Origin of the sequence: Bythopirellula goksoeyrii (assembly GCF_008065115.1) — a bacterium.
Taxonomy (GTDB): domain Bacteria; phylum Planctomycetota; class Planctomycetia; order Pirellulales; family Lacipirellulaceae; genus Bythopirellula; species Bythopirellula goksoeyrii.
The window spans coordinates 1,879,537-1,897,765 of sequence record NZ_CP042913.1 but is presented as its reverse complement, the minus strand read 5'-3'; the positions used below and the strand labels follow the sequence as shown (position 1 = coordinate 1,897,765).

Genomic DNA, 18,229 nt, shown 5'->3' with positions numbered 1-18,229 from the left:
CAATGCTACATTTGACTGGACTGCGTGCGCAGGGTTTCCAAATAACTCTTCTTGCGTTGTTTTCGGTGTGTCGCTTGCTACGGGAATTCTCCTAAGTGGTGATCGTCGTTCGAGAGATGTATAGTGTAATCCAGAGTCTTACTGAGCCTACCTCTCACTAATGATCCCACCATGAAACGCGTGGCAATCCCTTTCCAATTCATTGCCTCGCTGTCCCTAGCCGTCGTCACCGCCGGTTTCTTTGGCAAGTGGAATTGGCTACTGGACCTCTGCAGTCATCTTCGCTCTCAGGCGGTGTTCGCACTGGTAGTTTGCGGTGTATTGCTGCTTGCGTTGGAGCGCCGTCGATGGGGAGTTGTTTGCCTCGTTGTGGCACTAGGTTTGACGGCCACTTTGTGGCCTTTTTACTTCCCATCGGGTAGTGCTACGAGGACCGGCACCTATCGGCTACTCTCGTTGAATGTGCTGGCGATCAATCCTGCGAAAGACAAGGTGATTGACTTTATCTTGGAGACGGACCCTGATTTTATTCTCTTGCAGGAAACGAGAGCGTCGTGGATCGAATCGCTGGATGAAGCACTTGGCGAAACTTGGCCTTACCACAAATCCTACGCGCGGTTGGATTACTTCGGCATTTCGATTTACAGCAAGATTCCCTGGGCCTGTTGCGAGCTGAAACCGTTCTCGAAGCTTTATTCGACCCCTTCACTTGATGCGTTGATTGAATTGCCCGATGGGAAGCGGCTCCGCTTGATTGCAGTCCACCCCATTTCGCCGATGAACAACGACAAGTGGAAATCGCGAAATCTCCATTTCGAGGGGATTGCGGAGGCGGTTCAAACACCGGAACACGGCCGTACGATTGTGGCGGGAGATTTTAACTGCACACCCTGGTCGTATTGGTTTCGCCGTCTCATTCGAGAATCCGGCCTGCGCGATGCGATGGAGGGGCAAGGGTTCCATGTCACATGGCTGCCAATTCCCATCGGGATTTTTGGCCTACCAATTGACCATGTGCTGGTGGGTCCTGACATACAAGTAACAGGGTTCGCGGTGGGGCCGTATGTGGGGTCGGACCATCGAGGGTTGGTGGTGGAATTTGAGTAGATGTCCATACACAAGAAAAGGGAGTGATCTGCATTGCACCTATCATCAGGTATGATTAGTGCAAGGGAGATCCGACCATTTTCAATTATCGCGAGGCGTTCGATCACGTAGCAACCCTCGGCTTCCGCCGACGGCTATTACAGAGGGAGGAAGTCGTTCTCGTGTCTACCACCTGCGGGCGACATTCGAACGCATAAAATCCAGCGCCTCGCGGGCCAGTTGCTCTTCGCTCTCGAACATCGAGCGCCAGATCTTTGTGGCGGCGGCGATTCTTGGCAGACAGAGGCCGAAGGCTTCGACGACGAGCCAGCCATCGTAGCCGATTTCTCTGAGGGTATCGAAAGTCTCGTCCCAGCAGACGTTTCCTTGGCCGGGAGTGCTGCGGTCGTTTTCTGAAATATGCACCAAGCCCACGTGTGGAGCGCAGGTGCGGATCGCCTGAACGGGATCTTTTTCTTCGATGTTCGCGTGGAAAGTATCGTACAACAGTTTGCAGCTGGGGTGATCCACTTCGGTTACGAACCGGCTGAGATCGACCATGCAATTGGCGAGATAACACTCGAATCGATTGACCGCTTCAGGGGCCAGAACAACGTTGGCCTGTTCGGCGTATTCGGCGACTTCGCGCATGCTTTCTACACCCCACTTCCACTCGTCGGCAGTCGGGCCGGCACCGCTGAACTCGCCGATTGCCGAATGAAACGGACCGCAGAGGACTTGGACTCCTAAGGCATGGCAGCAATCGATAGTGCGTTTATTGGCTGCGACTCCGGCGGCACGGATCTTTGCGTTGGGGCTGATAGGGTTGTCCTCGGCGGTTCGTACGGTGACGGCGGTCCGTTCCAGGCCGAAGTCGTCTAGCCGCTTGCCCCAGGATTGAGAATGGGCCTCGTCGAGTTGAAACAGAGGGACTTCGACGCCGTCGTAGCCCATGGCTTTGAGGCTCTCCAGGACTGGCAGGATGGAGTCGTCGAGATGGTCGATCCAAAGGAGGACGTTCATACCGTATTTCATTTGAGTGGGTTCCTTTGGAGCAGTTTTAGAACCGTGGCCATCGGCCTCGGCTAGGATGGAAGTGGTTCAAGTTGCCAGGGTGATGATGGTTACGGCGGCGATGATCGAGGCGACGACGGTTTTAATACCGGTGCCGAGGAGCCGGCCCCAGAAGGCAGCCTGGCCTACTTTAAGCGATTGGCCGGCCAGTTCTCCACGGGTGTGTTCGGCGAAAGCTGCGCCGGCAAAGGCCCCCAAGGCTCCCCCCACGACGGCAGCCACGGCAGAACCGAGGACGGGGATGGGAATGCCGATCGTGGCACCGCCGATGGCACCGATCAGCGAGCCAATGAGCGAGAAAACGGCTGCGCGTCGACTTCCCCCCGCACGGCGTGCACCGACCATGCCAGCGGCAAATTCGGCGATTTCGCCAATAATAGCTAGGACACTTAGGGCGATTACGGTTTTCCACTCAAGCTGGATGAGACCCGTTTGCGGTCCGATCCACGCATACCCTGCAGCAGCTAGGACCATGAACCAATTTCCCGGCATTCCCACGAGCGTAAGCACCCAGCCTACTGCCATCGCTGAGAGCAGGAGAATTGCAGCCAGGATGTGAATGAAGGTATCCATGGAGGTGGCAGGGGAGGGCGGTTTGGTTACAATGAGTCGCTGGTTCATCGTAAGCTACGGGCGGGAGTACGCAAGTCGCTGTTTGCTATGCGATTTCACGAGCTATTTCGTGGGATCTTTCTGTGCGGAGGAAAATTAGGTGCCTGGAACTTGTGTTATTGGTCTGCAATGGGGCGACGAAGCCAAAGGAAAAATCGTCGACCTGCTCACACGTGATCACGACATCGTGGTCCGCTATCAGGGCGGAGCAAACGCCGGCCATACGGTCGTCGCAGGGGACGAAGTCTATAAGCTCTCTCTGCTACCAAGCGGCGTGCTCACCTCGGGAGTGACTTGCGTAATCGCTGGTGGGGTGGTCATCAATCCGGCAAAGGCCATCGAAGAACTCGATGAGTTGGCCTCACGGAACGTTAAGGATAGCGATAATCTGTTGCTGAGCGACCGGGCACATGTGATCTTCCCTTGGCACTTTGCCGAGGATCGCTCGATGGATCGCAACACATCCGACGGCGAGAACATTGGCACGACAGGACGCGGCATTGGGCCATGCTACCGAGATAAGGTCGGTCGGTCGTTTGCCGTCCGACTGGGCGACATGTATCGCGATACGTTTGCGAATCAAGTGCGGCACAATGTCGCGGAGAAGAATCGCCTGCTCGCAGCGATGCTTCCCGCCGACGAGTTTGAGGCCTTGGATGCCGAAGCGATCATCAAACAGTATGGGGCATACGCTGAGCGGTTGCGGCCCTATGTGGCAGATACCACCGAATACTTGCTATCGGCAGCGGAGAGTGGAAAGCGAATTCTGTTCGAAGGAGCCCAGGGTGCCTTGTTGGACGTAGATCACGGCACGTATCCCTTCGTCACGAGCAGCAATAGCTCGGGCGTGGGTATCTCGAATGGCTCCGGTGTGCCGGGGCGCTATATCGACAAAGTGATCGGCATCGTGAAGGCGTACACCACACGCGTGGGTGGCGGACCGTTTCCCACAGAGCAAGACAATGAGATTGGCCAGCGGATTCGCGACCAGGGAAATGAGTATGGCACGGTAACCAAACGGCCCCGGCGATGTGGGTGGTTGGATGCTGTGGCAATTCGCTACACCTCGCGACTCAGTGGTGTCGACTCGATTTGCGTGATGTTGCTCGATGTTTTGAGTGGGCTAGAGGAGCTAAAGATCTGCACAGCCTATGAGATCGATGGCAAGCAATCGGACCGGTTCCCCAGCCATGTGGATGATATTCGCAAAGTGGTGCCTGTGTATGAGTCGCTGCCCGGCTGGCAGGAAGATCTTTCTGGAGTGCGCACACTGGAGGACTTGCCACAGGCGGCACGTGATTATTTGGACCGCATCAGTGAGCTGATCGGCATACCTGTCGAGACGGTCTCGGTGGGTCCGGATCGCTGCCAGACGATTCCCGTTGGCGACGGAAGTGCTGTCGCCGCCTCGTTGTAAAACCCTTGGCCGAGTCATGTCAGCGGAATGTCTGCCTGCGAATCTTGCCAACGTGCCACGCCAGCGATGGCCGCGTCACATTGCGATCATCATGGACGGCAACGGGAGGTGGGCACAACGGCAAGATTTGCCACGCATTGATGGTCACAGACGTGGGGTAGAGACCGTTCGCAAGATCACCGAAGAGTGTGCCAATCTGGGCATCAAGCAGCTCACGCTCTATTGCCTGTCGAGTGAAAACTGGAAGCGTCCAGCACAGGAAATCGATTTCCTCATGCACCTGCTTGAGCAGTACATGATCGAGGAACGCTCCACGATCATGGAGAACAATCTGCGGGTGCGGATGGTCGGCCGGCGAGACAATATTCCCGAACAAGTTTTGCGGGAACTCGATGAGACCGTGTCGATGAGTCGTGAGAATAATGGCATGTGGCTCAATCTGGCGATCAATTACGGCAGCCGCGCGGAAATAGTCGACGCCGTGCAAGGGATCGCCCGCGAAGTCGCCAACCAGGAACTGGCGGTAGAGCAAATCGACGAGCAGACGATCGCAGACCATCTCTACACGGCTGGGAACGACGACCCGGATCTCTTGCTGCGTACGGCGGGAGAGATGCGAGTGAGCAACTTTTTGCTGTGGCAAATTAGCTATGCTGAGATTTGGGTGACAGACAAGTGTTGGCCGGAATTTGATGAAGCAACGTTGCATGAGGCGATCGTAGATTTCGCGGGGCGAAATCGCAAATTCGGCGGTTTGAGTGGGTGTGGGGACGGTCTTTCCGATGGAGCCTAGGCGGCTGAGGAATCCAGTTTCTACGATAAGGTATTGCCGCCCAGATTCCTCAGTCGTTAAACTCCTTCGGAATGACAAAGTAGAAAGTGGATCATATTGCTTCGTTGGCGAATCATCATTGGAACCGTGCTTGTCAGTCTGTTGTTGGGGCTTTGCTGGCTTGATGCCCATGCGACGCGGCCGGGAATCTATCTTTTTCCACTGGCCATTGCACTTTGTGTCTTGGCTACCGGTGAACTAATTCGTCTGTTCCGGGCAATTGGGCATACGCCTCAATCGAGGGCCGTGCATACGAGTACTTTACTCGTGGTCTTGGCGGCGTCTGTGCCGATCGCCTGGCAAATGCCGCCGACGGACTTCTCCGTAGGCAAACTTGGATTTCTCGCGGGGGGATTAATTGCAGGTCTTGTGGTGAATGTTGTGGCGGAGATGTTGCGCTATCAACAATCGGGCAAGACAATCATGAACATCGCATTGGCCTCTTTTGCCGTGCTTTATCTGGGGGGGCTGCTCGGATTTCTTGTGCAATTGCGCCTACTGCCGGTAGATGGTGACGTCTCGCGAGGTGGCATGCTTGCGCTGTTCTCGATGATCGCCGTGGTGAAATTTACTGACATCGGAGCGTACTTCGCAGGTCGAACTTGGGGCAAACACAAAATGGCTCCTGTGCTGAGCCCTGGCAAGACGTGGGAAGGGGCAGCTGGCGGGTTAGTGCTCGCCGTGGCGACTGCGCTCTTTTGTCTGGGTCCCATGGCGCGCATGATGGGCGTGGCAAGCAGCCATGAAGGGCTGACATGGCTTGCCGGTTCCGTGGGTTATGGTGTGGTGGTCGGCCTGGCGGGTATGCTGGGCGATCTAGCCGAGTCGCTTTTGAAGCGCGATGCGGGGGTCAAAGATTCGAGTGATTGGCTACCAGGATTTGGTGGGGTACTCGATTTACTCGATTCACTCCTTGTCGCAGGGCCCGCGGCCTATTTGATGTGGGTCAGTGGCTGGGTAGGACCGTAGATCGACTCAGCCCAGTCCAAGAGAGCTGTCGTCGGCGGCCGGCAATGTCAGAATCCCTATAAACCCTACGTTGTGAGGTGTTTATACTGATTGGGGAGAGTTTGGGTGGCCCTGGTAGGCGGCAATTGAGTATATTTGAGGGTGTGAGAAGACAATGACAAATAGCGAACTACCCAACTTGTTAGCCGCGATGCGGAGCGCCCACGCAGCAGAGCGATTTACCCAGACCGCGCTGTGCTGCGTTTGCGCTCCGCTTCGCGGCTAACGGGATTAGCATTTTGGGCTTCGTCATTTATCCGGCGTGACCAACTAGCACAAATAAGAATAAGTACCCCCGGGTCCATAAGGTTCAGAGCGGCTGCTGATACGCAGCGTGCGCGTGCATGATAGAATCAAGCATCTCGGTTGGTGATCCAGAAAATCTCGTTCTCATGTTAGGGACGAAGGATCAGCATCTCAAACAGATCCGCGAATCGATTCCGGCGAACATCTCCACCCGCGACGGTAGAATTTTCGTACATGGCGAAGAAGATGCTGTAATCAAAGCAACTGCCGTATTGGAAGAACTCCGCACGCTGCTCGCGCGCAACTTGCCTCTAGATGCCGACCAAGTCCAACAGGTTGTGCGTCGAGTCATGAGTGGCGAGAAGCCCTATCGGGCCGACCCCATTGGTGTCCGCGGTGGTCGGATGATTCACGCGCGCACTCGAGGGCAAGCCGACTACCTTCAAGCGATCCGCGACAATGCACTCGTTTTCTGCACCGGGCCGGCAGGAACCGGCAAGACGTATCTAGCCGTGGCAACGGCGGTGGAGGCGCTGCGGGCCAAGAGAATTCGCAAAGTGGTATTGGTACGTCCTGCAGTGGAGGCTGGTGAGAGTCTAGGTTTCTTGCCTGGTGACTTGCAGGCGAAGATCAATCCTTATTTGCGCCCGCTCTTGGATGCCTTGAGTGATATGATGGACCGCGATCAGGTCCAACGTTATATGGATGATGATGTGATCGAAGTGGTTCCGTTGGCATACATGCGTGGTCGGACACTTAATGATGCCTTTATCATCATGGACGAAGCTCAAAATACCACCGTTGCTCAAATGAAGATGTTTCTTACCCGCATGGGCGAGGGATCGCAAGTGGTTGTCTCGGGTGACACGACGCAGGTCGACCTACCCCCGCATACGAAGAGCGGCTTGATAGACGCCTTATCGCGCCTGCGTGATATTGATGGATTTGCTAAGGTGCATCTCTCGACCGAGGATATTGTCCGCCACCGGTTGGTTCAGGACATTGTCCGCGCCTATGAGGAGGGCTCGAAGAAGAAACGCTGACTTTCGGCGTAAACTGCTGGTGAACCGGGCTTTTTGCCTGCAAACCTAGCAACGAGTATTTTGCTTATGTCTCAGATGCCCAAGAAACGCAATCGCCAACAGCGTGTGGCCATGGTGGAGTTGCCTCCCGGTTTCTGGGGGAATCTCCTCGGACAACTTCAGCGTGGATCCGTGCTATTGCGACTTGCATTATGTACGCTGGTCGCTGTTTTACTGCTAGTCATTACTCGCGGCTGGGATCCGCCGTTTCGATATCGGCTCAATGAAGTTCCCGAACGGGATATCGTCGCAAGCGTCAATTTTGAGCAACCCGATCTTGAGGCGACGAAGGAAGCCCGCACCCGGGCTAAGCGATTGACCGTGGCGGTTTACGACCAAGATCCAGCACCACTCGAACAATTGCGGGCAGAATTGCGGTTGGAACTTGCCAAACTATTGGCAGCGGAGAATTTCGAGCAAGTCGATCTTCAGCTTTGGAATTCATTTCAACCCCCCCTTGCCGATGGGACGCCCGACCCAACTCCCCAGGAACAAGAAGAACAGTTCCAACGATTCCGCGAGGCGTTTTCCTCGGAAGAAGCCTTGGAGGCATTCAGCACGAAGTTGGCAGAAGTGATGAAACCTCTCGAACAGTGGGGTTTGCTTGAGGAACTTCCCAAGGAGCACGACGCCAATCTGGAGAAGATTTTTGTTCGCACGCGAGAGAAAGATGGCTTTTCTGCCGAAGCAGGGCGTGATGTCCCCGACGTTCTCATCAAAAATGTTAGCTCAAAGTTGCAACAGTCGTTGAACGAAAAAATTTCGTCGGTGGAATTAGCTCAGCAAGTATTTGCCTGGTTGCGGCCTCGTTTGGTGCCGACGCTGACTCTGAATCTGAATGCGACACATGAAGCGCAGGATGAAGCAGCGGCAGCCGTGGCTATTGTGAACAAGCAGTTTCACTCAGGAGAAGCAACCCTCGTCAATGGAGGCGAAACGATCACAACGGACAAGTTGGATTTACTGAAACTGGAATACGCTGAGCAAATCGACGAGCGAGGCTTGAGCGCACGATTGAGACGGATTTTTGCGGTGTTGGGTATGTACACGGCAATTTTCACGCTCTGTGGATTCTATATTCATATCCGTGAACCGCAGGCTATTTCCGATTTGTCAAACTTCGTTTGTCTGCTCACCTTATTCGTGATCACAATCATGCTGGCTTGGTTGGTGAGTCAATATCTTTGGGGAACCGAGGTAATCGCCCTGCTTCTTCTAGGCATGACGGTAGCGATTGCCTATCAGCAGGAAATGGCACTCCTGTTGGCGGCGAGTGTGAATCTAGTGATCACGGTTTCTATCGGCCTCGATCTCCAGCAGTCGCTGGTACTAATGGCGACAGTTACGGGGGCCATCCTGGTGCTTCGTCAGGTTCGGACGCGGGGCAAGCTACTTACCGTTGGGACCGTTTCGGCTGTTGTTGCCCTGCTGACGACTGTTGGAGTGGGAACTCTCTATGGACAACCTCGAGTCGAACTCTGGTCAAGTGGTTTGATGCTCGCATTGTGGGCCTTGATTGCTGGAACGCTGATGACCGCGTTGTTGCCGGTCGTCGAGCGCGTGTTTGGTGTGCAAACCGATTTAAGCTTGATCGAACTGGGGGACCCGGCCCATCCGTTGTTGCAAGAACTAATTCGTCGCGCTCCGGGCACCTACAACCACTCCATCACGGTGGCTTCGCTCGCCGAAGCGGCAGCAGAATCGATAGGTGCGCGGGGACTGCTGGTTCGTGTGGGAGCTTATTTCCACGACATCGGCAAGATGCTCAAGCCGGGTTATTTCATCGAGAACCAAGTTCAAGGTCAGAATCGCCACGACACCCTCGTGCCCGCCATGAGCACTCTGGTTATTATTGCACACGTTAAGGACGGTGCCGACCTTGCACGCCAAAATAAGCTTCCCGAACAGATCATCGATTTCATCCAACAGCACCACGGCACAACACTGGTCGAATATTTCTACAGGCAAGCAAACGAAAAACGTAATGAGAATCCTGATAGCGCGGAGATCGACGAGAGTTCTTTCCGCTATCCAGGTCCCAAACCCCAAACCAAAGAGGCCGGCGTGCTGATGCTGGCAGATGCCGTCGAGAGTGCCAGCCGGGCTTTGAAGGAGCCGACGCCTTCGCGAATCGAGAATATCGTGGAACAATTGGCCAGGAAGCGGTTGTTGGACGGGCAATTTGACGAATGTGGGCTGACTTTGGAGGAGGTGCGCAAGGTTGGCGAAAGTTTGGTAAAATCGCTGACGGCCGTTTATCACGGCCGAGTAAAGTATCCCGATCAGGAAACGGCATAGAGGTTCTGATTGGTGATGGCACCATACATTGAATCTGTGTGAGCAGAATGAACGAAACCGGGACAGAAGCAAACATCTTAGAGCCTGAGGAAGTTGCCGAAGGCGAGTCTGAACCTGCTGAACCTAGCTTTCGAGTAGTGGTTGCCAACGAGCAGTCCTCGCTGGCTATTGACGAAGCGAGACTTGTCACAGCAGTTGAGGCGGTGCTTGCTGATTCTTCTTATCCGACGGCCTCGATAAGCATCGCTGTGGTCGACGATCCGACCATCCATGCTTTGAACGTCGAATTCCTTAATCATGATTACTCGACAGACGTATTGAGCTTTGTGCTTGAAGACTCACGAGGATGTCTCGAAGGCGAGCTGATCGTGAGTACCGATACGGCTATTCGCGAAGCTGCCGAAGCTGGTTGGTCGTCGCAGGATGAGTTGTTGCTCTATGCCGTTCATGGCGCATTACATCTGGTTGGTTACTGCGACAAGCAGTCCAACACCCAGGCCGAAATGCTCTCAGCAGAGTTGAAATATCTCCGACGCTTGGGCATTGCCCTGCCGAGGGACGCCTCTCGTTGGGAGCATGCAGCAGAGGACGTTGCTGGGCAGAGTGAGGAGTTGTTGCCGTGAGTACGTTGCAACTATTCTGGACTACGCTGGCAGCAATTGTGGCGGCGACGATCTGCAATCTGGCGGCGCGGTCACTTCGGGAATTCTCCCGACACGACTTGGAAGAAATTTGTCGGCGGCGTGAAAAGCCAGAACGTTTTACGAATATCCTGCAGGAACACGACCGCGTGGGATTGGGCATCGAGATTCTTTCGGTGGTGCTTGCGGTGTTTTCTGCAGTTGCCGGCTCTGCTTGGACAGTCGCCCGGGGAGGCTCAGATCTTACAAGTGGATTGGCACTTTTAGGAACTGCAGCAGTTTTAGCACTTGTGCTTGTGACTTCCATGGTGTGGGTTTCGCGTGCCGTGGCGCGTGTATTTTCTGAAGAGTTTCTTTACCATAGCTGGCCATTGTGGAAACTGTTGGCCGTCGTCGTGTCGCCCCTTACCTGGGGTGCCCATATGCTGGATATCACGTTGCACCGCCTTGCCGGGCGGGAACTCCATGATGAAGAAGACGAGCGGATCGAGGAAGAAATTCGCACGATCGTCAGCGAAGGGCATCGCGAGGGGTTGCTCGAAGAGGAAGCCCGCGAAATGATCGAAGGGGTCATCGATCTGAGCGATGCCGACGTGGCGGAGATCATGACCCCGCGGACTGATATGAACATGCTTTCGATCCATCTGGATTGGGAAGCACTCATCGCCTCTGCAATCGAGACAGGTCACACGCGTATCCCCGTGTACGACAAAAACCGCGACGACATCATCGGCGTTCTCTACACCAAAGACCTGCTCCCCGAATTGGCGACAGGCGACATCGACTCTCGAACCCCAATTCGCGAACTACTCCGTAAACCGGTGTTCGTCCCCGAAACCAAACCGGTCCACGATCTGCTGCAAATGCTGCAGCAACTACGGACCCATGTGGCCGTGGTATTGGATGAGTATGGCGGCGTGTCTGGATTAGTCACTATCGAAGACGTGGTAGAAGAAATCGTCGGTGAAATCATTGACGAATACGACGAAGAAGTTGCCGAGGAAATCCGCCAGATCGACGACAACACGTGCGAAGCTCTTGGCAAGGCACACATCGACGAAATCAACGATCGTCTCAACATTCAACTCCCCGAAGACGCCGATTTTGACACTATTGGTGGGCTCGTATTTAGCGAACTTGGCCGGGTCCCTGTGGCAGGCGAATCGCTCATCTGGCAAGAGCAGGTGGAGATCCACGTACTGGAAGCAACCCGCCGACGGATCGAGCGGGTGCGAGTGCAGCGACTGGGAGACGACCAGCGCGAGAGTGCGTGAGAACTTAGCAATGGGGTAGGCAGGAACAAGCCGTGCGCAGTTCCGGCGTGATATCTGCAAAATCACGAATTGCCGGAACTCGTGATACTCGTTCCTGCCTACCTTTCAAGTCATCCGGAGATTGCTAGCAGTGCAAGACGGCTTCTAGAAGTTCCCACAGCACGTAATTCTTGATTCCACTCAATTGAGTCGGCAGGCAGACTACACAAGACATCTGCCCTTGACGCCCTGGCCCTCCGCCTCGTACGGTTCCCCGCAATTCTTGGCCCCGGCTGCGCGCACCGTAGGCAGTCGAAGCAACCAGTCTGTCCTTAGATTCCGATTGAGCCCATGCAGCGCAACTTTACTCTACTAATCACGTGCTCGTTTCTGGTCCTGTTTCACTTGGTGGGAATACAAACTTGCCCCGCCTGGGGGCCTACGGATTGGTTCACTTCTTCTGGGGATGCTGCTCAGGTAGGCACTCCCGAATGGTGGAAGAAACACAAGAAAACAGCTGAGTTTGTGCCGGGTGAAGGGTTTCGGGTCAAAGGAGTAGATGGTTATTTCGACGATCAAGGGCGCCCGATACAGACGAGCGTCGCCAAAGTGGTGAAACGCAAAGAAGCAGTTGGCTTGCTCAACGAGATGCATGTCGTTGAACAAGTCGACGAGCTAAAGAGCCAATTTGGGATGGGGACCGATGAAACATTGGCCCAGCAATCCTATGCCATCGGGGAAGATTTCTTCCGCCGTCAGGAATACGCCAAGGCGGCCAAGGCATTCAAGGAAGCCATCTCCCGTGGCACAGATACACAGATCGAACAGGATGCTCTCTTCTATCAAGCAGAGAGCTACTTCTTCGACGAGAAGTACTCAAGTGCGATTGGTTTATACGAAGAATTACTCGATAAGTACCCCAACTCGCTCCATCTGGACAAGGTGGTCCGCCGACAGTTCGAAATCGCACGTTACTGGGAGCAATATCACAACTACGATCCTAACTGGGTCACCACTCCTAACCTGATCGACGACACGAGGCCCCTCTTCGATACCTTGGGCCATGCGATGAAAACGTATGAAAACATTCGCCTGAAAGATCCAACGGGCCCATTGGCCGACTCGGCCGTTATGACAACTGCCAACTCGTATTTCCTACGCGGCCGCTACAACGACGCAGACTATCAATACAAACTCTTGCGCGAGGAATATCCCCAGAGCGAACACCAATTCGAGGCACATATTCTCGGTCTGCAATGCAAATTGCGGATCTATCAGGGCCCCAATTATGACGGAGGCCCTTTGGAGGATGCCAAGAAACTGGCAAAACAACTCAAACAACAATTTGGTGGAGAACTTTCTCGTGAAGAGAGAGAGCGACTGGCGACCATCCAGGCCCAGTTGAATGAAGCCCTGGCAGAACGGGATTACGCAGTTGCCAAGTATTACGACGAAACAGAGCACTACGGCAGTGCCAAGTTCTATTATGCCAAAGTTGCCAAGGACTACCCGGAATCAGCCCTCGGCATGAAAGCGCGAGAACGCTACCAAGAAATCGCAGGTGAACCTGACCATCCTGAAACCAAGGTCGCTTGGTTTCTGAACATGTTCCCCGAAAACCGCGAGCGAAAAACCTTGCAACGGGTGCCGCTGCTCGCTCCGGAGAGCGAGATCAACATCGCAACACAATCGCCACCTGGCACGGGCAATGTCACTCAGGCCTCCGCTCAGGAATAGAGGACGAACTCGACATCCATCTTATATGAAGCTCAGATGCTACTTACTGTTCACGATCGGAATTATAACGGCTGGCGGCTGCGCCTCCTATCGCATGGGGGCTGAGTCGCTTTACGCACCGGACGTTCAAACGGTGTATGTCCCCATGATCGAGTCCGACAGTTTTCGCCGTGATCTGGGCGAGCGGCTTACCGAAGCAGTTGTAAAAGAGATCGAGTTGAAAACACCCTTTAAAGTTGTAGGATCTCCTGATGCCGACAGTATTCTTTCTGCCCGCCTGCTCAGCGACACCAAACGCGTGATCGTGGAAAACCGCAATGACGATCCCCGGGCGCTAGAAATGGGTATGCTTGCCGAAATCACCTGGATCAACCGCCGCCGGGAGCCACTTTGCCTGCCCAACACGATCCCTTTGCCTCCCGAGTTGCTGCCGATCAATCAAACGGCCACGCAAATCACCGCAGCAGGCCAATCTACCGTAACGACGCAACAGCTCGCGATCGAACGTTTGGCTCAGCAAATCGTTTCGACGATGGAAGAAGGTTGGTGAGGCGGCGGCAATCATGCCAAGGACCTTTCCCTATATCGGTACGTCTCCTAACTTTTCCCGGCTACCACCTTTTCCAACCCTCCCAGTGCGGGGAGTGGGTATAAGTCGACACTCGTTGGCCGAACAACCTTTTCTGGTTGCGGTCGAAAAAGCCTTGCAATTCAGCTCGATGCATTTAACTCCAGAGGTCGTGAGCACCGCCGCGCGCTAGAAGTATTGCCTAGTCGCCTCGGATGATGCAACCGCGGGGCGTTTAATAAGTAGCGAATTGCAGGCGGTGTGCCACCTCCGCGCGGTTTTACGCAATCAAGAAATGCCAAGCGTAGAGTTTTCTTGATCCAACGCTATGCGGTGGCCTCTCCTTCAGCGACTTGCCGCTGAATCCCGGCCGCACGAACGATTCGAGCGCAGGTTGCATTGCTGACATGAGGGCATTAACATATGACATTATGTCAGATACCAAACAGTCTCAGATTCGTCGTCGCAACGATCCCAGGAATCGTCGTACGCTGCGGAAGTCCGAACGAACTCGGCAGGCGATCCTCGATGCTGCGTTGAAATTTCTTTGGACGCATCCCTTCCGCGATTTGACCGTCGGCGAGTTGATGTCGCTTGCCGGCACCAGCCGCCCGGCGTTCTATCAGTACTTCGAGGACTTGCACGGATTGATGGAAACGCTTCTCCACGCCATAGAAAAGGACATTTTTGGTGTCGCCACACCTTGGTTGCAGGGCGAGGGTGATCCGCTCCCGCTTCTCGAAGAATCGATGGAAGGCCTAGTGCGTGTCTGCTATCAACAGGGCCCGATCTTGAGGGCTGTTTCTGACGCTGCCCCCATGGACGAGCGGTTGGAAAAGGCGTGGACTAATTTCTTAAAAGACTTCGACGACGCGGTCACGCAGCGAATCGAACAACATCAGAAAACGGGGCTGATCCTACCATTTGACGCACGCTCGGTGGCCATTGCCCTCAACCGCATGGATGCCTATTTGCTGATCCATCACTTTGGACGACGCCCGCGAGGAAACCGGGATTCAGTTCGGAAAGCGATCCTGCAAGTTTGGGTCTCCACGCTCTACAGCGGTCAGGCGGTGAGTGGCGATGTTTCAGAACGTCGAGCTAAACGCGCGAAGACATCACGATCAAAAACCTCCTAAGCACATCGAAAGGCGCGAACATGAAACGACAATCGGCAATTGCCTCAGCACTGGGACTATTCATCGGGTTAACCATCACTTCGACCGGAATTGCACAGGCACCCAAAATGAAAATGACAACACCGATTCCCCCTGGGATCGCAACGCCGGACAAGCTGGAAACCCGCCTTGGCACACTCACCTCGGTCGATGGAGTTCCTGATGCGGCCACGGCCCAGAAGGTCTATGACAATCTTGACTTCCAGCGAGCCACACAGGCCTACCTGAACACCATTCAGATCGCCTCGATGAACGGCATGCGTGAAGCCATACTCAAATGGGGACCGGCCAATTACACGGCGCTGTTGTTCGAAGAGCTCATGGACTCGAAGACACTGTTCCTGACGCCGAACACAACCTCGATCTACCAACTGCTATGGCTCGACCTAACCGAAGGGCCGATGGTCGTCGAGACACCTCCCAATGTGATCGGACTCGTCGATGACGCCTGGTTCCACTACGTCTGTGATTTCGGCCAAGTCGGACCGGACAAAAACCAGGGCGGAAAGTTCCTCTTCCTCCCTCCCGGCTACGAAGGTGATGTTCCCGACGGTTATTTCGTACAGAAACCGCAGACCTATGGCAACTGGGTGATCTGGCGCGGTTCGCAAGTCGATGGAAGCACGGCTCCTGCCATCAACGCGACGAAGGGAAAGCTGCGTGTCTACCCACTGGCGCAGAAGGACAATCCGCCGAAGATGACGTTCATCGACGTGTCGGGCAAGCCGTTCAACACCATTCATGCGATGGACGCCAAGTTTTTCGATGAGGTCAACAGCGTCGTCCAGCGCGAACCGGGCGATGGGCAGGATCCGGAAATTCTCGGTCAACTAGCAGCCATCGGCATCCGAAAGGGTCAGCCCTTCACGCCTGATGCTCGGATGAAGAAGATCCTCGCCGAGGCTGCCGATGTGGCTGCGGTCACGGTGCGTGCACTCGCGTCACGCCCACGTGGCAAAGATTTCTTTTACTATCCCGGTGAAGGAGTGTGGACGACGCCGTTTCCGGGTGGCAGTTACCTGTTTCTCGACAAGAACAATGCCCGCTATCTCGACGCTCGCGCCTACTTCCACTTCTACGCGACCGGCATCACCCCGGCGATGACCCAGGCACCTTATGGTAAAGGCTCAGTCTACGCGGTGGCCTATATGGATTCCAAGGGTGACGCGCTCCTTGGTGACAAAACCTACAAGGTGCACGTGGCGCCCAATGTGCCGATGGAATCCTTCTGGTCTTTTACGCTCTATGACAACCAGACCCGTTCCGAACTGCAGACCGATCAGCAGTTCCCAGGTCTCGACAGCAACAAGAAGGGGCTCGTGAAGAACGCGGATGGTTCCTACGACATCTACTTCGGCCCCAACGCGCCGTCCGGCAAGGAATCTAACTGGCTCCAGACTGTTCCCGGCAAAGGTTGGAACATGCTGTGGCGTATCTACGGCCCGACCAAACCATGGTATGACAAAACCTGGAGAATTGGTGATCCGGAGTCGCTCGATTAACGTTGCCGGGCGTTTCCGCCCCGGCTACTTACAAAAGGTATGAAACTGTAACGAAAACGCACAACCACTTACGTAGGAGCATCGGTAATGACAAAAAGGCTAATCGCCGTGCGAGCTGTTATCGCGATGTCTGTAGCGCTGGTAGGAACATCGGGCTTTGCTCAGTCGCCACAATTAAAAATGACCACAGACATTCCGCATTCCATCACGGCTCAGGACAAGGTCGAAACGTCGATCGGCACGCTCGAATACTTCGACGGTGTGCCGCAGCCGAAAACGGTCGTGAAGGTCTATGACTATCTCGACCGCTCGCGGGCTGTGAACGTCTTCATCAACTCGATTCCGATGCTGTCGATCCACACTCTCCGCGAAGGTCAGGCATCGGTTGCCGCCGACACCTGCAACAAGATCTGTATCTGGGACAATCTGATGGATTCGAAGTCCCTACTGCTGACAGGCAATACCTCGACCATGTATGCCGTCGGTTTTCTTGACCTGGCGAAGGATGGACCGACGGTCATCGATTTGCCCCTAGGCATGCTGGGCATCTTGGACGACATGGCCTTCCGGTACATGACCGATCTCGGTGTGGCCGGACCAGACAAGGGCAAGGGCGGCAAGTTTCTGGTTCTGCCTCCGGGTCACAAGGGCGATGTGCCTGACGGATATTTCGTTGTGCCCTCGAAAACCAACGGTGTGTGGGTATTCATGCGCGGCTATCTGGACAAGAGCCTGCCACTGGAGAAAGCAATCCCGGCCGCCTCAGCCAACATTCGTGACAATCTGAAGGTCTATCCGCTCGGCAGCAAAGATGCACCTCCGAAGATGGAATTCATCAAAGTGTCAGGCAAGTCGATGAACACAATTCTGCCCAATGATTACACCTTTTTCGAGAAGCTGCACGACTTGATCCAGGATGAGCCGGATGATTACCTCGGCGCGGAAGCCAAGGGGATGATGGCCGCTATCGGCATCGAGAAGGGCAAACCCTTCGATCCAGACACCCGCATGAAGGCGATCCTGACCGATGCCGCCGCCATCGGCAACGCCGCAGCGCGTGCGATCAGCTACTTCCCGCGAGAGCCGGGCAACTTTATCTACGGTAAGGAAAGCGCGTGGGTGATGGCTTACGCCAACAAGGATACAGGGTTCGAAAAAAACGGTGCGTACAATCTCGATGCTCGCGCCTTGTTTCACTTCGGCTACATCTGCGTTTCCCCGGCGATGGCCGTGACAGTCGCTGGAAAAGGCTCGGACTATGGACTCGCGATGCTCGATTCAGAAGGCAAGGTGCTTGATGGCGCGAAGATCTACAAGCTGCATCTACCGCCAAATGTTCCGGTCAGAGACTTCTGGGCGGTAACGATGTACGACACTCAAACCCGTTCGCAACTGCAAACCAACCAGCAGTTCCCCACGCTCGGCAGCCAGACCGAAGGCATGAAGCAAAACGCCGACGGGTCGTGGGATATTTACTTTGCGCCGAAACCGCCCAAGGGACAGGAAGGCAACTGGCTGCAGACGATTCCCGGCAAGAGTTGGTGGATTGGCTTGCGGATGTACGGCCCTCTGCAACCCTGGATCGATAAGACTTGGCGACCGGGCGAGATCGAGTTGGTGGAGTAATGGCGACTGGGGCTTCCATCGCTGGTTCAGAAAGAACGCTTTGGGTGGAAGTCACAGGTACTAAAGGTG

General features: G+C 54.9%; 15 protein-coding genes. 13 read left to right on the top strand and 2 right to left on the bottom strand.

Features of this window, described 5'->3' with window-relative positions; genetic code table 11:
- The first annotated feature begins 171 nt into the window (after positions 1-171).
- The gene (locus Pr1d_RS07570) at positions 172-1,107 is read left to right on the top strand and encodes an endonuclease/exonuclease/phosphatase family protein (protein ID WP_148072971.1); all 936 of its coding nucleotides are present in this window, start codon (positions 172-174) and stop codon (positions 1,105-1,107) included.
- Between the two features lie 165 nt (positions 1,108-1,272).
- Here Pr1d_RS07570 and Pr1d_RS07565 read toward each other — a convergent pair whose 3' ends face one another.
- Together Pr1d_RS07565 and Pr1d_RS07560 are read right to left on the bottom strand one after the other, a co-directional pair.
- Entirely contained in the window at positions 1,273-2,121 is an 849-nt protein-coding gene (locus Pr1d_RS07565) for a sugar phosphate isomerase/epimerase family protein (protein WP_148072970.1), read from the bottom strand.
- Positions 2,122-2,187: 66 nt separating this feature from the next.
- Positions 2,188-2,781, bottom strand: coding sequence for a DUF456 domain-containing protein (locus Pr1d_RS07560; protein ID WP_148072969.1), 594 nt, complete (start codon positions 2,779-2,781; stop codon positions 2,188-2,190).
- A gap of 91 nt (positions 2,782-2,872) precedes the next feature.
- Between Pr1d_RS07560 and Pr1d_RS07555 the strand changes: the two genes are divergently transcribed.
- The 12 genes from Pr1d_RS07555 to Pr1d_RS07500 all read left to right on the top strand — a co-directional run bounded on the left by Pr1d_RS07555 (position 2,873) and on the right by Pr1d_RS07500 (position 18,160).
- Positions 2,873-4,189 (top strand): adenylosuccinate synthase, encoded by a 1,317-nt coding sequence (locus Pr1d_RS07555; RefSeq protein WP_148072968.1) that lies wholly within the window; start codon positions 2,873-2,875, stop codon positions 4,187-4,189.
- A 16-nt stretch (positions 4,190-4,205) separates the two neighbouring features.
- Positions 4,206-4,982: an isoprenyl transferase gene (locus Pr1d_RS07550; RefSeq protein WP_148072967.1), complete on the top strand. Its 777-nt coding sequence runs from the start codon at positions 4,206-4,208 to the stop codon at positions 4,980-4,982.
- 96 nt (positions 4,983-5,078) lie between these two features.
- The gene (locus Pr1d_RS07545; RefSeq protein ID WP_168205113.1) at positions 5,079-5,990 is read left to right on the top strand and encodes a phosphatidate cytidylyltransferase; all 912 of its coding nucleotides are present in this window, start codon (positions 5,079-5,081) and stop codon (positions 5,988-5,990) included.
- A gap of 383 nt (positions 5,991-6,373) precedes the next feature.
- On the top strand, positions 6,374-7,318 hold the full coding sequence (locus tag Pr1d_RS07540) for a PhoH family protein (RefSeq protein ID WP_148072965.1): 945 nt from the start codon (positions 6,374-6,376) through the stop codon (positions 7,316-7,318).
- Between the two features lie 66 nt (positions 7,319-7,384).
- Entirely contained in the window at positions 7,385-9,655 is a 2,271-nt protein-coding gene (locus Pr1d_RS07535) for an HD family phosphohydrolase (protein ID WP_148072964.1), read from the top strand.
- Positions 9,656-9,702: 47 nt separating this feature from the next.
- Positions 9,703-10,278 carry an rRNA maturation RNase YbeY gene (ybeY, locus tag Pr1d_RS07530; protein ID WP_148072963.1) on the top strand — a complete coding sequence of 192 codons (576 nt, stop codon included), beginning with the start codon at positions 9,703-9,705 and terminating at the stop codon, positions 10,276-10,278.
- Positions 10,275-11,570, top strand: a complete 1,296-nt coding sequence (locus Pr1d_RS07525; protein WP_148072962.1) for a hemolysin family protein — start codon at positions 10,275-10,277, stop codon at positions 11,568-11,570. Before ybeY ends, Pr1d_RS07525 begins: the two co-directional genes overlap by 4 nt.
- A 330-nt stretch (positions 11,571-11,900) precedes the next feature.
- Positions 11,901-13,286 carry an outer membrane protein assembly factor BamD gene (gene bamD, locus Pr1d_RS07520; RefSeq protein WP_148072961.1) on the top strand — a complete coding sequence of 462 codons (1,386 nt, stop codon included), beginning with the start codon at positions 11,901-11,903 and terminating at the stop codon, positions 13,284-13,286.
- Positions 13,287-13,311: 25 nt separating this feature from the next.
- Positions 13,312-13,836, top strand: coding sequence for an LPS assembly lipoprotein LptE (gene lptE, locus Pr1d_RS07515; RefSeq protein WP_168205112.1), 525 nt, complete (start codon positions 13,312-13,314; stop codon positions 13,834-13,836).
- A gap of 449 nt (positions 13,837-14,285) precedes the next feature.
- On the top strand, positions 14,286-14,993 hold the full coding sequence (locus Pr1d_RS07510) for a TetR/AcrR family transcriptional regulator (protein ID WP_168205111.1): 708 nt from the start codon (positions 14,286-14,288) through the stop codon (positions 14,991-14,993).
- Positions 14,994-15,013: 20 nt separating this feature from the next.
- Positions 15,014-16,534 carry a DUF1254 domain-containing protein gene (locus Pr1d_RS07505; RefSeq protein WP_148072958.1) on the top strand — a complete coding sequence of 507 codons (1,521 nt, stop codon included), beginning with the start codon at positions 15,014-15,016 and terminating at the stop codon, positions 16,532-16,534.
- A gap of 87 nt (positions 16,535-16,621) precedes the next feature.
- Entirely contained in the window at positions 16,622-18,160 is a 1,539-nt protein-coding gene (locus tag Pr1d_RS07500) for a DUF1254 domain-containing protein (protein ID WP_148072957.1), read from the top strand.
- Positions 18,161-18,229: the final 69 nt, after the last annotated feature.

Coding starts and splice junctions, on each gene's coding strand:
- Pr1d_RS07535 (WP_148072964.1), top strand. CDS start 7,385: ATGTCTCAGATGCCCAAGAAACGCAATCGCCAACAGCGTGTGGCCATG.
- Pr1d_RS07540 (WP_148072965.1), top strand. CDS start 6,374: ATGATAGAATCAAGCATCTCGGTTGGTGATCCAGAAAATCTCGTTCTC.
- lptE (WP_168205112.1), top strand. CDS start 13,312: ATGAAGCTCAGATGCTACTTACTGTTCACGATCGGAATTATAACGGCT.
- Pr1d_RS07560 (WP_148072969.1), bottom strand. CDS start 2,781: ATGAACCAGCGACTCATTGTAACCAAACCGCCCTCCCCTGCCACCTCC.
- Pr1d_RS07510 (WP_168205111.1), top strand. CDS start 14,286: ATGTCAGATACCAAACAGTCTCAGATTCGTCGTCGCAACGATCCCAGG.
- Pr1d_RS07505 (WP_148072958.1), top strand. CDS start 15,014: ATGAAACGACAATCGGCAATTGCCTCAGCACTGGGACTATTCATCGGG.
- Pr1d_RS07550 (WP_148072967.1), top strand. CDS start 4,206: ATGTCAGCGGAATGTCTGCCTGCGAATCTTGCCAACGTGCCACGCCAG.
- Pr1d_RS07570 (WP_148072971.1), top strand. CDS start 172: ATGAAACGCGTGGCAATCCCTTTCCAATTCATTGCCTCGCTGTCCCTA.
- ybeY (WP_148072963.1), top strand. CDS start 9,703: ATGAACGAAACCGGGACAGAAGCAAACATCTTAGAGCCTGAGGAAGTT.
- Pr1d_RS07500 (WP_148072957.1), top strand. CDS start 16,622: ATGACAAAAAGGCTAATCGCCGTGCGAGCTGTTATCGCGATGTCTGTA.
- bamD (WP_148072961.1), top strand. CDS start 11,901: ATGCAGCGCAACTTTACTCTACTAATCACGTGCTCGTTTCTGGTCCTG.
- Pr1d_RS07565 (WP_148072970.1), bottom strand. CDS start 2,121: ATGAAATACGGTATGAACGTCCTCCTTTGGATCGACCATCTCGACGAC.